This is a genomic window from Streptomyces sp. NPDC040432 (assembly GCF_055595445.1).
Genome location: NZ_JBVIVP010000005.1, coordinates 401316 through 414872, shown reverse-complemented (window position 1 = coordinate 414872; position 13557 = coordinate 401316). Strand labels below are relative to the sequence as shown.

Annotated in this window: 12 protein-coding genes; 7 read left to right on the top strand and 5 right to left on the bottom strand. The window is 72.1% G+C overall.

Features of this window, described 5'->3' with window-relative positions; genetic code table 11:
- Positions 1-127 precede the first annotated feature (127 nt).
- A complete protein-coding gene (locus ACZ58N_RS14910; RefSeq protein WP_471159065.1) occupies positions 128-1738 on the bottom strand; it encodes a YfcC family protein in 1611 nt (536 codons plus the stop codon).
- A 248-nt stretch (positions 1739-1986) separates the two neighbouring features.
- On the opposite strand from ACZ58N_RS14910, the gene ACZ58N_RS14905 reads away from it, so the two are divergent.
- Together ACZ58N_RS14905 and ACZ58N_RS14900 are read left to right on the top strand one after the other, a co-directional pair.
- Entirely contained in the window at positions 1987-2580 is a 594-nt protein-coding gene (locus tag ACZ58N_RS14905) for a hypothetical protein (RefSeq protein ID WP_471159064.1), read from the top strand.
- A 120-nt stretch (positions 2581-2700) separates the two neighbouring features.
- Complete coding sequence (locus ACZ58N_RS14900; protein ID WP_471159063.1) at positions 2701-3477, top strand: bestrophin-like domain; 777 nt, start codon at positions 2701-2703, stop codon at positions 3475-3477.
- 36 nt (positions 3478-3513) lie between these two features.
- Here ACZ58N_RS14900 and ACZ58N_RS14895 read toward each other — a convergent pair whose 3' ends face one another.
- The 3 genes from ACZ58N_RS14895 to ACZ58N_RS14885 all read right to left on the bottom strand — a co-directional run bounded on the left by ACZ58N_RS14895 (position 3514) and on the right by ACZ58N_RS14885 (position 6002).
- Complete coding sequence (locus tag ACZ58N_RS14895; RefSeq protein ID WP_471159062.1) at positions 3514-4698, bottom strand: MAB_1171c family putative transporter; 1185 nt, start codon at positions 4696-4698, stop codon at positions 3514-3516.
- Positions 4699-4711: 13 nt separating this feature from the next.
- Positions 4712-5269 (bottom strand): toxin-antitoxin system, toxin component, encoded by a 558-nt coding sequence (locus tag ACZ58N_RS14890; RefSeq protein ID WP_281206047.1) that lies wholly within the window; start codon positions 5267-5269, stop codon positions 4712-4714.
- 64 nt (positions 5270-5333) lie between these two features.
- Entirely contained in the window at positions 5334-6002 is a 669-nt protein-coding gene (locus tag ACZ58N_RS14885) for a helix-turn-helix domain-containing protein (RefSeq protein ID WP_319190695.1), read from the bottom strand.
- Positions 6003-6336: 334 nt separating this feature from the next.
- Between ACZ58N_RS14885 and ACZ58N_RS14880 the strand changes: the two genes are divergently transcribed.
- From ACZ58N_RS14880 to ACZ58N_RS14865, 4 genes are all read left to right on the top strand, one after another.
- The gene (locus ACZ58N_RS14880) at positions 6337-7209 is read left to right on the top strand and encodes a helix-turn-helix domain-containing protein (protein ID WP_471159061.1); all 873 of its coding nucleotides are present in this window, start codon (positions 6337-6339) and stop codon (positions 7207-7209) included.
- Positions 7210-7464: 255 nt separating this feature from the next.
- Positions 7465-8814: a 6-phospho-beta-glucosidase gene (locus ACZ58N_RS14875; protein ID WP_471159060.1), complete on the top strand. Its 1350-nt coding sequence runs from the start codon at positions 7465-7467 to the stop codon at positions 8812-8814.
- Positions 8815-8885: 71 nt separating this feature from the next.
- A complete protein-coding gene (locus tag ACZ58N_RS14870) occupies positions 8886-10946 on the top strand; it encodes an MDR family MFS transporter (RefSeq protein WP_471159058.1) in 2061 nt (686 codons plus the stop codon).
- Between the two features lie 208 nt (positions 10947-11154).
- Positions 11155-11817, top strand: a complete 663-nt coding sequence (locus ACZ58N_RS14865) for a GOLPH3/VPS74 family protein (protein ID WP_471159056.1) — start codon at positions 11155-11157, stop codon at positions 11815-11817.
- An 80-nt stretch (positions 11818-11897) separates the two neighbouring features.
- Here ACZ58N_RS14865 and ACZ58N_RS14860 read toward each other — a convergent pair whose 3' ends face one another.
- Complete coding sequence (locus tag ACZ58N_RS14860) at positions 11898-12386, bottom strand: nucleotide triphosphate diphosphatase NUDT15 (protein ID WP_471159054.1); 489 nt, start codon at positions 12384-12386, stop codon at positions 11898-11900.
- A 66-nt stretch (positions 12387-12452) separates the two neighbouring features.
- On the opposite strand from ACZ58N_RS14860, the gene ACZ58N_RS14855 reads away from it, so the two are divergent.
- Positions 12453-13484 (top strand): NAD(P)/FAD-dependent oxidoreductase, encoded by a 1032-nt coding sequence (locus ACZ58N_RS14855; protein ID WP_471159053.1) that lies wholly within the window; start codon positions 12453-12455, stop codon positions 13482-13484.
- Positions 13485-13557 lie beyond the last annotated feature (73 nt).

Genomic DNA, 13557 nt, shown 5'->3' with positions numbered 1-13557 from the left:
TGTGGAACGAAGGGCTCTGGTGGGCACTGTGGTTCAGCCAGGACGTCCGTGACGCGCTTCGGCATGGCCTCCGCGCGGTGCCGATCGGCGGGGCACGCGCCGCCGGCGGGTGGCTCCCGCCCCTGGCTCACAGGGCGGCGCCCAGGGCGAGGAAGCCGCAGATCAGGGCGAAGAGGATCGCCAGCAGCGGCCAGACGAAGCGCAGGTACTTGTCGTAGCCGACCTTCGCGAGGGCGACGCCGCCGATGGTGACGGCCGTGGTCGGCACCCAGAGGTTCATCCAGCCGCTCGCCGCCTGCCATGCCGTCACCACGATCGCGCGGGACACGCCCGCGAAGTCGGCGAGCGGGGCCAGGATCGGCATCGCGAGGGTGGCGTGACCGGAGGTGGAGGGGATCAGGAAGGCCAGCGGCAGGTTGACCACGAAGACGATCACCGCGAAGAGGCTCGAAGAAGTCCCCTTCACCACGCCCTCGATGGAGTGCAGGACGGTATCGGTGATCTTCGAGTTGTTCATGATGACGGTGACGCCCCGCGCCAGCATGATGACGAGGGCGGGGGACATGAAGTCCGCCGCGCCCTGGATGATCGTGGAGCTGAGCCGCGCCTCGCCCATCCGCGCCACCACTCCCACGAGCACCGCCGCGCACAGGAAGAGCGCGGAGAGCTGCGGGAACGACCAGTCCAGTTCCCAGGACCAGGGTCGCGCGTCCGCCTTGCCGGTGAGCGCGCCGGACCACGGCACCACCGAGAAGATCATGAACGCGAAGACCAGGACGAGCAGTACGAGGACCGCCTTGTGCAGCCGTGACAGCGCGGGTTCCTCGGCGGAGTCGGCCGAGGCCTTCTGCATGCGGTCGCCCGGCAGGAACCCGCACAGGGACTTCGAGGGGTCCTTCCGGACGCGCCGCGCGTAGCGGATGACGTACAGGACCGTGACCGTGGTCAGCACCACCCACATCACGGAGCGCAGCAGGATCCCGTCGCCGAGGGAGATGCCGGCGGCCGAGGAGGCCACTCCGGTGGCGAACGGGTTGACGGTCGAGCACAGCACGCCGATGCCGGCGCCCAGGATCGAGGAACCGACGGCGACGAGCCGGTCGTAGCCGAGGGCCAGCATCATCGGCACCAACAGGCCGTAGAAGCCGAGGGTCTCCTCGGCGAAGCCTTCGACGGTGCCGAGGACGGAGAACACCACCATCACGGCGGCGATCAGCAGTGCGCCGCGGTCGCGCAACCGGTGGGCCAGGCGGGCGATGCCGCGGTCGAGGGCGCCGGTGGCGAAGACGACGGTGATGAAGGAGCCGATCGCCAGGACGAAGAGGAAGACGCCGGCGCTGCCGTACAGCGCGCCGGTGAAGCTCGGCCCGACCTCGCCGGTGGTGGTGTCCTGGATGCCGTAGAGGCCGTTGACGGGGGCCAGGAAGAGGTCGGTCAGCCGGTCGGTGAGGCTCCTGGTGTCGTCGACCCGGTGGTAGGTGCCGGAGACCGGGGCGCCGTCCTCGCCCCGGGCGTACTGTCCGGCCGGGACGAGGAACGCCAGCAGCCACACCGCCACCGTGACCAGGGCCAGGACGGTCAGGGCACTGGGGAAGGCGAACCGGCCGGTCGGGGCGGGCGGCTCGTCGGGGCCGGGCGCTTCCGCCGCGTGGGCCCCGTGCTCCGGTGCTGCCACCCGCCACCGTCCCTCCACCACCGTGCGATCCCGGCCGAGCTGCGGATCCGCTCCTCCGATCATGGGCGGGGCGGTCGGGAGCGGCGTGGTGTGGTGGGCCGGCAGGGTGAGGGGCGGACGGGAGGCGGATGGTCGGGAGGGGGCCGCGCGGGCCGCCTCCGGGTGACGAAGGGGCTCCGACGGCAGGGTCCGGGCCGCCCCGGAACGAACCTTCGGACAAAGATCTTGACCTGTCCGCCGCGTGTCGAACTCGCCCCTTGATCGTTTCTTCAGCCGTAACCCTCATGTGGCTGCCGATCGGGAGGACAGCGGTGACGGCTTGGCAGTACTTCGCCGGGGCGGGCCTGGTGGCCGCGCTGTGCCCCCTGCACGGTCACGTGGCCGTCGCGGGTGACGGCAACGGCCGCGGCGCCCGGGTCGACGTGTGCGTGCCCGGCGGGACGGTACGGCCCCCTACGGGTCGGCCGCGGCCCGCGGACCCGCCCGTCGTGCGGCCCCCGGCGCCGTCCCCGGTGACGCCCTCCCCCCGGGTCACGGTGTCGCCGTCGGGGCGGCCCACCGTCCACCATCCCGGCGTCGCCCCCGGCCTCCCCGCGCTCCCCGCCCCGGCGGTTCCGTCCGGCCCGCCCGGGGCCCCGGCGCCGGGCGACGACGCGAAGCCCGCCCCGGTTCCGCCGGCCGCCGCGGCGGAACCGGAGACCGCGTCGGCCGAAGCCCCCGCTCCGCCCGCGCCGGGAGCCGCCGCCGGCTTCGCCAGCGCCTTCCGCATGCGCCCGTACCACTCGGCGGCCTTGGAACGGCGCGGCCCGGACGGTCTCGGCACCATGACGCTCATGGCCGTCGTCACCACCCCCGCCGTGCTGGCGGCCGCCGCGTTGCGGCCCCGCTCCAAGGGCCGCGGCTAGGGCCTGTCGTCAAAGTCCCGTCTGCCTCGCGGGCGACGACGGGACTTTGACGACAGGCCCTCGCAGCCCCGCCACCCGCGCACCCCTCGTACCACCGCACCCACGAACGGGAGATCCCTCGTGTCCGAATGGCTGGTCCTGGCCATCGCCATGGCGCTCGTCTGCGCCCTCGTCCTCACCATCACCACGATCCGGCACCGTCGGGTCGCGGACGACGAGGACACCAGCGAAACCCCCGACGTGATCGAGTACATGACCATGATGGTCGGGGTGGTCTACGCGATCGTCCTGGGCCTGGCCATCGCCGGGGTCTGGGAGGCGCGCGGCGCTGCCGAGGACAGCGTGCGCCGCGAGGCCCAGTCCCTGTACGAGGTCACCCAGCGCGCGGACGTCTACCCGGCCGCCGTCCGCGACCGGATCCGCGGCGAGGTGGACGCGTACGTCTCCCACACCGTGGACGTCGACTGGCCGCTGCTGACGTCCGGAGAGGCGTCCTCCGCCGAGGGCGGCGTGCTCCTCGGCAAGCTGCGCACGGACGTCACCCACCAGAGCCCGGCCACCGAGCTCCAGGCACAGGCCTACCAGCCGCTGCTCGACCACATCGCGACCGCCGACGACGCCCGGCACTCGCGCACCCAGAGCTCCGGTTCCACCCTGCCCGGGGTGGTCTGGTTCGGGCTGCTGGTGGGCGGCATCGTCACCATCGGGTTGATCTTCACGCTGCAGATCCGCCGCTCCGGGCGCGAGTTGCTGCTGGCGGGCCTGTTCAGCGCGCTGATCGTGTTCCTGCTGTTCATGGTGTGGAGCTTCGACGCACCGTACGGGCGGGACGGGGTCGACTCCGCGGGCCCGTTCCAGGACCTGTTCCCGGCGGTGTCGGTGACGGCCTCCCACTGAACCGGGCCACGGCCGGGCAGACCCCTCGGGCGGGGGTCAGGTCCCCGGTACGGGCGTGCGCCGGCGGGCGGCGGCCACCAGCGGCGAATGCCGCAGCGCGTGCGAGATCCGTACGAGGTCGCGCGGCCCGTCGGCGACGATGAGCACGTGGTCCTCCGAGTCCGCGTCGGCGTCCCCCGGGCCGTCGGGATCGACGGCGCCGGCCCGGACGGCGGCCGCCACCATCGCGGCGTCGGCGATCGCGCGGGCCGTCGCCTCGTCCGCCCCGTCCGCCAGCGCGAGTTCGAGGACGTCCTCCCGTTGCCTGCGGTCGAAGCAGGGTCCGAGTCGCAGGAACCCGTCATGGATGTCGGACTCCCGCTGGATCACCCGGATCTCGGCGGGGGACCACCAGGACATCCGCACGGAGGGGGTCCCGCTGGGCGCGGTGCTCTGCACCTCGTGCCACAGCGCGCCGAGTCGCCGGTACCTCGCCCAGGTCGCCCAGTGGTCGGACGCCCGCTGGCACACCAGCGGTATCACGAAGCCCACGGCGCTGACCAGGGCTCCGGCCGAGGCCAGCGGCGGGGCGGCGTAGGTGCTCAGGGCGTCCAGGTTGTTGCCGGTCCAGCGGGCGATGACCGCCGCGAACTTGGTGGCGTCGTAGGTGATGCTGAAGGCGTAGCCGGACACGATCGTCACCAGGCCGGTCCGCAGCCAGCCGCGCACCTGGAGGGACCAGCGCCAGCACATCGCGACCATCGTCACGGCGGCCACGTTGTGGGCCAACAGGTACAGGGCGATCATCACGCGGATGTACGGGGTGTTCGCGTAGTGCGTGTCGAAGTCGCGCAGCCGTTCCTCGGGCACGTCGCCGAGCACGAACAGCACGATGATCGCCACGATCACGACGGAGTAGCCGGCGATCCAGCGGCGCGAGGTGCGCCGCGTCTCCTCCGGGGGACCGCCCCGCCAGTTGACGATCAGGATCAGGCAGGACGCGCTGAAGGCGGTGATCAGGCAGTACACCAGCGGCGCGGAGAGGTTCGGGATCCCCGTCCAGCGGTTGACGGCCGCGATGGTGGGCGGGGCTGCGAAGGTGAACACCGCTCCGGCGAGGACGAGCAGGACGCAGACGGACCGCAGGAGCGGATCACGCCAGTTGGCGCGCAGCGCCGGCAGCTTGAAGACGAGGGAGATCGCCATCGCGGCTGCCGGGATGTAGTAGTCCTGACCGTTCAACGGTGGTTCCTGTTCAACGTTCTTTCCTGTGCCCCCGGTAGCCGAGGGACGTCTCGATCCGACCCGCCAGCTCATCGCGTTGGGCAGGGGCCCGGTGCCCGGCGGCTCCGGCGAGCCAGGTGCGACACCGGCTGCCCAGGAGCAGGCCGAAGGTCTCCGCCTCCGTCTCCTCCTGGACGTCGGCGCGGGTGCGCGCGGCGACCCGGCGGACGGTCTCGCCGAGGTCGGCCTCGTCGGTGAGCATGCGGGCGGCCACGGCGGCGCCGTCGACGTGGTGGCTGCAGTGGCCGGCCTTCATGTGCCACAGCTCGTGGCCGAGGATCACCAGCTGGTGGTCGGGGGCGGTGCGTTCCTCGATGACCACCAGGTCGCGGTCCGCCATGTCGAGCCACAGGCCACTGGCCGTTCCCTGCGGGAAGGCGGCCATACGGAAGTCCACCCGGCGACCTCGGTGCCTGCTCATGCCCTCGCAGAGGGCGGCGTAGAGGTCGACGGGTTCCACGGGGGCGGTGAGCCTGATGCCGGCCACCAGCTCCCCGCACAACCGCCGCTGCGCTCTGCCTATGCTCACCGTTCTCCCCGTCGGCGTGGATCCGGATCAGGATTCAAGGATCAGATCCAGAGTTTCGACTGGGTCATGATTCGTTCGGTTTGACACTTTCGAGAAGCATGTCCAGCCATTCGGTCACCTTGTCCCGGTGCTTGTCACTGGGCAGTTGGGCGGCGCGCCAGGCGATGCCCCGTACTCCGTGGTCCTGCAGGAGTCTTGCCAGCGGATCGCCGGCCGAAGCGGCTTCGGCCGGTACGGTTTGCCGCTCGCGTCCGGCGAAGTCCTGGAGCAGTTGCTGCTCGGTGCGCTGGAGGGCGTCGGTGAGGGCGTCGGCGTCGTGGGCGGTGAGGAAGCCGGCGTGCACCCCGAAGAAGCGCTGGATCGCGTCACAGTGTTCCATCGTGGGCCGCCGGTCGCCGTTGATCAGTGCGCCGGCCTGCTGCCGGGACATGCCGGCGCCGTCCGCGATCTCCTGCTGGGTGTAGCGGCGGCCGTTGGGTTTGACGCGGGTGCGCCGGAGCAGGTCGAGCCGCTGGAGGAAACGGGCCTGGAGGTCGGGTTCGCCGGCGGGTCGGCCGTCGAGGAGGGTTTTGATCACGTCCGTCGGTACCCCGGACGCGTCCGACAACCGGCGCAGGTCGAAGACCTGGTTCAGGGTGCGGCCCATTTTGTTCGCGAGTTCGGCGACCCGCGTGACGGTCGCTGCCAGGGGCGCGTTGGCCACCGCGACGGGAGCCGGGAAGCCGTCTGTCACCAGTGGTTCTCCTAGATCGCGCGAGGTCAGTGGGCACGTGGTCGGCCTCAGGGAATCTATCCGGTCTGCCTCGGGAGAGCTAGAACTTGCCACAGCTGTGGCGGGAATGAGCTGTCGCCAGGCTGGAATTGCCACAATAGTTGACACTCGAATGAAGTCGGTAGCAGGATCGCCACACGTAAATGAAGATCCAGACCGTGAGGAGGGGGAGCTCTCGGTGCCACATCTCGCAGCGGTGGGCCCGTCTGATGGCCTCGTCCGAGCCGGTGAGGAACGCCTGGCGGGCGAAGAGTCCGCGCGTGGCGCAGTGCGGTCGGAACGGCGCAAGGAGATTTTGCGCCAGCGCCGTGAGGAACTCGGGCTGAGCCAGGAGGACCTCGCGTCGCGGCTGCGCATCAGCGTGCGCGCCTACGGAAACTGGGAGCGCGGACTCGTCAAGGAGTGGACGGACCGCAAGCTCCTCGCCCTGGCCGAGGCCCTGGAGATGAGCGAGAGGCAGTGCTTCTGGCTCTTCCGGGTCATGGTCGACCGGGATCCGCCGCCCACGTGGCGCGCGGCCGAGGAGAGCCGACTGCCCCAGGACCCGGCCCAGCGCGACTACCTGTGTGATTACGCGGCCCTGATGGAGGCCGTTCCCTACCCGAGTTTCCTGGTGGACCACAGATGGGACGTGGCGCTCACCAACTCCGCCTTCGACCAGCTGTTCCAGTCGGTGCGCCCGCACCCGACGGCCCTGCCGGACGACAACTTCCTGCGCTTCGTGCTGTTCCACCCGGACGCCGCGGCCGTGCTGGAGGACCACGAACCGGCCTGGTGCGTACCGCTGCTGGCCCAGTTCGCGACGGCCCTGTCGGCCGCTCCCGAGGACGACGGGCTGCGGAGCATCCGGCAGGAGGTGGCCCGTGACCCGTTCATGGAGGCCGCCTACCGCTACGGCGTCCCGCACTGGCTGAGCACCCACGGCGAGGCGGCGGCCGAACAGGACGGAGCGGTACGAACGGTCCGCCATCCCGACCCGGGATGGGGCGTGGTGCGCTGCCGCATGGTGGCGGAATCCAGCCGAATGTTGGACGCGATGGGCCTCACCCGCATCACCCTCGTGCTCTCGGCCCCGCAGGGCCTGCCCAGGGGACCCGTGCGCGGCGGGGGCGGTGTCCCGCAGCAGCAGGGGGCGCGGCTGCGGGCCGTGCCGTCGCTGGGGGACTGACCGGCCGGGGGCACGGGCCCTCGGCCACGGTGTCGCGGTGGGTACCGCCGTGTGGATGCCACGATCCGTGCCACGATCCGCGTCATGCGCGGATGTCACGGGCCGTGGCATCGTTCGTGTCCGGGGCCGCGGCACGGGCCGCGGGTTCCGATGGGTCGGGGGTTCCGGGGGGACCCACGGGTCCCCCCGGGGACCGGGCGGTTCCGACGGGTTCCGGCGGGTTCCGGTGGTGACGGCGAAAGGGCGGTAAGAGGCGTGCGGTTGACCATCCTCGGCGGGGGCGGATTCCGTGTTCCGCTCGTTTACGGAGCACTCCTCGGGGACCATGCCGAGGGCCGGGTGTCACACGTGACCCTGTACGACGAGGATCCCGACCGGCTCACCGCCATGGCCCGGGTGCTCGCCGGGCAGGCCGCCGGCGTCCCGGACGCCCCGACGGTCACCGCCACCCGGGACCTGGACGAGGCCCTGCGGGGGGCCGACTTCGTCTTCTCCGCCATCCGCGTCGGCGGCCTGGAAGGCCGGGCCGCGGACGAACGGGTGGCCCTGGCCGAGGGAGTGCTGGGTCAGGAGACGGTCGGCGCGGGGGGTGTCGCGTACGGCCTGCGGACCGTGCCGGTGGCCCGGGAGATCGCGCGCCGGATCGCCCGTACGGCGCCCGAGGCCTGGGTCATCAACTTCACCAACCCGGCCGGCGTGGTCACCGAGGCGATGGCCCGGGAACTGGGCGACCGGGTCATCGGCATCTGCGACTCGCCGGTCGGACTCGGCCGCCGGATCGCCCGGCTGCTCGGCGCCCGCCCGCAGGACGCCTGGATCGACTACGTCGGCCTCAACCACCTCGGCTGGGTGCGCGGCCTGCGAATCGCCGGTCGCGACGAACTGCCCCGGCTGCTGGCCGACACCGAGGCGCTGGAGTCCTTCGAGGAGGGCCGGCTGTTCGGGGCCGACTGGCTGCGCTCCCTCGGAGCGATCCCGAACGAGTACCTGCACTACTACTACTTCAACCGTGACACCGTACGGGCGTACCAGGAGGCCAAGCAGACGCGCGGTGCCTTCCTGCGCGACCAGCAGCGGGGCTTCTACGCCGAGGCGGGGCGCCCCGGGACGTCCCCCGGATCGGCGCTCTCGGCCTGGGACCGGACCCGGGCCGAACGGGAGGCCACGTACATGGCCGAGAACCGGGAGGCGGCCGGCGTCGGCGAGCGCGACGGGAGCGACCTGGAGTCCGGCGGCTACGAGAAGGTCGCCCTCGCCCTGATGCGGGCCATCGCCCGGGACGAACGCGCCACCTTGATCCTCAATGTCCGCAACCGGGGCACGCTGTCCGTCCTCGACGCGGAAGCGGTCATCGAGGTGCCGTGCCTCGTCGACGCGAACGGCGCCCACCCGGTCGCCGTCGCCCCGCTGCCCCTGCACGCGGTGGGCCTGGTGACCTCGGTCAAGGCGGTGGAACGGGAAGTGCTGGCCGCCGCGGAGAGCGGCTCGCGCGCGGACGCCGTCAAGGCCTTCGCCCTGCACCCGCTCGTCGACTCCGTGACCGTGGCCAGGAAGCTGCTCGACGGCTACGCGACGGAGCATCCCGGCCTCGCCCACCTGCGCTGATCCCGGACCGGGATCACCCGTACGGCCCCGTGCCGCATGCGGGACGGCGGGTGCGCTGTGAGAGTGCGAGAGTGACCACAGCCCCCGCCACGGCCGCCGCGCCCCCCGTGCTCGACCGGCGGCGGCGCAATGTCATCTTCGGCACGATCATGCTGGGTGTGCTGCTCGCCGCACTCGACCAGACGATCGTGGGCACCGCGCTGCCCACGATCGTGGCGGACCTCGGCGGCGGCGACCACATGTCGTGGGTGGTGACCGCCTACCTGCTCGCGGAGACCGTCTCGACGGTGCTGGTCGGCAAGTTCGGTGACGTCTTCGGCCGCAAACTGATCTTCCAGATCTCGGCGATCGTCTTCATCACCGGTTCCTTCCTGTGCGGCTTCGCGAGCAACATGACCCTCCTGATCCTGTGGCGAGGCGTCCAGGGCATCGGGGCCGGCGGTCTGATGGTCACCGCGATGGCGCTGATCGCCGATGTGGTGCCGCTGCGCGAACGGGGCAAGTACCAGGGCGCCATCGGCGCCGTCTTCGGCGTCGCCACGGTCATCGGGCCGCTGCTGGGCGGGCTGTTCACCGACTCCCTGAGCTGGCGCTGGTGCTTCTACGTCAACGTGCCCATCGCCATCCTCGTGGTGATCGCGGCCGCGCGGACCATCCCCTCGGTCCGGGCGTCCGGCAAGACCGTGATCGACTACCTCGGCATCGCGCTGGTCTCGGTCGGCGCGAGCGCCCTGATCCTCGCCACCAGCTGGGGCGGCAACGAGTACGCCTGGTCCTCCCCGATGATCATCGGCCTGTTCGCGGGCGGCGTCGTGGCCCTGGCCCTGTTCTGCCTCGTGGAGCTCCGCGCCCTGGAACCGATGCTCCCCATGAGGCTGTTCGGGAACCCGGTCTTCTCGATCTGCTCCGTCCTCAGCTTCGTCGTCGGTTTCGCGATGCTCGGCGCGATGACCTTCCTGCCGACCTACCTGCAGTACGTGGACGGGGACTCCGCCACCATCTCGGGCGTACGAACCCTGCCGATGGTCATCGGGCTGCTCATCGCCTCCATCTTCAGCGGCAACTTCGTCAGCAAGACCGGCCGCTACCGGATCTTCCCCATCGTCGGTTGCGCGGTGATGGGCCTGGGGCTGTACCTGCTGTCGATGATGGGGCCGGGCACCAGCGCCTGGCTGGCGTCCCTCTACATGTTCGTGCTGGGCACCGGGATCGGCCTGTGCATGCAGGTGCTGACCATCGTCGTGCAGAACACCGTCGACTACGCCGACCTGGGCACGGCCACCTCCGGCGTCACGTTCTTCCGGACGCTCGGCAGCGCCTTCGGGACCGCGGTGTTCGGCACCATCTACGCCAACACCCTGGCTCCCGCGCTGAAGACGGCCGTCGGCGAGGCGGCCCGCGGCACCGGGGAGGACCCGGCGCGCCTGGCGGCGGCGGCGCAGAGCCCGCAAGGCGTGCGCGGACTCGACCCGGACGCGGCCGGCCCGGTCATCGCGGCGTACGCGGACACCCTCCAGACGGTGTTCCTGTGGACGGTACCGGTGGCCGCGGTCGGCTTCGTGGTGGCGCTCTTCCTCAAGGAGGTCAAGCTGCGGGACTCGGCCCGGGCCGGATCGACCGACATGGGCGACGGCTTCGGTTCGCCCGCCACGGCCTCCGGGGACTCCGCCAAACTGTTGGAGTTGGCCGTCGGCAAGATCGTACGGAACATGGGCGCGAAGGACGCGCGCGGCATCGTGCACGCCTCCGACACCCGATTGGACATGGGCGGCGCGTGGGCGGTCATGCAGGTCGAACGGATGACCCGCACCATCGGCCACGCGAGCCTCGGCCTCATCGCGGGGCGACGCTCCGTACCGCCCGAGGTCCTGCTCCCGGTCTACGACCGGATGGTGGAGGAGGGCTACCTCACCCGCGACGGCCACTTCTTCTCCCTGACCCGGGCCGGTCAGCGGGAGGCCGACGTCATCTCCGAGGCGTGGGCGAAATGGCTCGGGGACCAGTTGGAGAAGGACCGCGGACGGCCGCGCAGTGCCGAACTGCGGGTGGCGGCCGACGCGATCGCGAAGCGACTGCTCGCGGAGGACCTGGCGGACGGCAACTTCGCACCACAGGTCGGGCGCCGGGCCTGAACCGGGCCTGAACCGGGCCTGAACCGGGCCTGAACCAGGTTCGAACCGGGCCTGAACCAGGTTCGAACCGGGGCTGAACCGGGGCTGAACCGGGGCAGAAGGGGTCGCTCCGCCACTGGGCCGGAACTCGTGTGCGAGGGGGCGGAACTCCAGGTGGTCGCCGGACGTCCTAAGGGGTGAGACGGTCACGGGGCGAGGGGGAACGGTCATGGCGATCACGCTGGCCGAGGAGATCATGTTGTTGTCCCTGGACGACGAGTCCGGGGTGGCGAGGCAGCGGCAGGCTGCGGGATGGGCCGTGGCGGGCGCCATCCTGCTCGAACTCGTCATGGCGGAGCGGGTGTCGGTGGAGGGCAAGTTCCTGACGCTCGCCGATCCCACCCCCACCGGCGAGAAACTGCTCGACGGCAGGCTGCTGTTGATACGGACCTGGTTGGGGAACCGGGATCGGCGCCGGGCCACGCAGTGGCTGACCAAGGACAGCACCAAGGCGGTGGGCGCCGCCCTGGAGAGCCTGGCGGCTCGGGGGCTGGTCGTCGAGGAGGTGCGAAAGTTCCTCGGGGTGTTCCCGCATCGACGCCATCCCGAGGTCGACGGATCCGTGGAGCGCGCCCTGCGGGAGCGGCTCGCCGCGGTCGTCCTGGAGGGCGCCGAGCCGGACGAGCGGACGGCGGGGCTGATCTCCCTGCTGCACTCGGCGAAACTGCACCGGTTGGCCTTCCCGGGAACGCCGGTCAGGACCGTGACTCCCAGGATGAAGGAGATAGCCGCGGGTCAGTGGGCCGCCGAGAGCGTCCGGATGGCCATCCGCGACATGCAGGCCGCGATGGTCGCGGCCACCGTCGCCACCGCCGCGGCCGCCACCGCCTGAGGGGCGGCGCGGGACGGGGACCCGGGCACGCCGGAGCCGCCGGGGGAAGGCCCTGCCCGGGTCGAGGGCCTTGGGCGGACTCAGGAACCGGCGGTCGGCGCGGCGCGGCAGGGGTACGAGGCGCCCTGTGGCCCAGGCGTGAGGTCGGGGCGCCAACTGTGCAGCACCGCGGCCGTGGGGGCGTAGAGCTCCGCGGGGATCCCGGCCGGGGCGAACCACCGCCAGCGGACGATCTTGTGGGGTTCGGTGACGCGGGGCGTCCCGGTGGCGGCGCGGGTCACGGCCGCCGCCGTCAGCCGGGTCACTCCGGATGCCGAGTCGATCCCGACGGAGAGCACTTCGACGTCCTCGGGTGCGGCTCGCAGGTCCGTCTCCTCGGCCAGTTCGCGGGCGGCTGCCTGCTCGAAGCCCTCCCCGGGATCGACCTTGCCGCCCGGGAGTTCCCAGCGGCCGTCGTGTGCCTGGCCGAGCAGGATCCGGTCATCGGCCCCGATCACGATCAATCCGACGCCGACCACGGCGTGGGGGCGGGGCGTGGCTCGCTCGGGGCGTTCGTTCCCGTCGGTCATGGTTCCATTTGCCGGTTCGGCAACGTGATTTGTCAAGCGCCACCGTCCGGGCACACCCTCACGGCCATGGACAACGTGAAGCGGGACGCATACGACGTGGCGATCGTGGGCGGCGGGGCCGCCGGCCTCGCCGGGGCGCTGACCCTGGCCCGGGCCCGCAGATCGGTGCTCGTGCTCGACTCCGGGACCCCGCGCAACGCCCCCGCCGCCCACATGCACGGCTACCTCGGGCAGGACGGGGAGAGCCCCGCCGCTCTGTTGGCCCGGGGTCGGGAGGAGGCCGCCCGGTACGGGGCGCGGTTCCGGTCCGGGCGCGCGGGGACCGCCGTCGCCGCCGACCGCGAACAGGACGCCGGCTTCCTGGTGCGCTGCGCGGACGGTTCGTCCGTCCGGGCGCGGCGGCTGCTCGTCGCGACGGGGCTGGTGGACGAACTGCCGGAGTTGCCCGGCCTGCGGGAGCGCTGGGGGCGGGACGTGCTGCACTGCCCGTACTGCCACGGCTGGGAGGTGCGGGACCAGCCCTTGGCGGTCCTCGCGACCGGTCCGCTCGCGGTGCACCAGGCGCTGCTGTGGCGGCAGTGGAGTCCCCGGGTGACCCTCGTCGCGCAGGGCCACGGGCCCGGCCCCGAGGACCTGGAGGCGATGGCCGCCCTGGGCATCGTCGTGGTCGAGGGGGAGGCGACGGGCCTGATCGTCGAGGGGGACCGGCTGACGGGGCTGGAACTGGCCGGCGGGGCCACGGTGGAGTGCCGGGCGCTGGTGGTGGCTCCGCGGTTCACCGCCCGTTCGGGGGTGCTCACCGGTCTGGGCCTGCCGACGACGACGCTGGAGCGCGACGGGGTGCCGATCGGCACGTGCGTCGAGTCCGAGCCGGCGACCGGAGCCACAGCCCTGCCGGGCGTGTGGGTCGCCGGGAACGTGACCTCCCCGGTGGAACAGGTGTCCGGTGCGGCTGCCCAGGGCGTCCGCGCGGCCGTCGCGATCAACGCCGACCTCGTCGGCGCGGGGACGCGCGACGCGGTCGCGGCGTGGCGGGCCGCTGCGGGGGCGGGCGTCCAGGACGGGGCCGCGGGCGCTGCGGGGCGGGCCGGCCGGTAGCCGTGCCCGGAGCGGAGGATTGACCGGGGCCGGGCCGAAAACGCGGCGATTCGGACAAGCGTGCGGGTTTCGT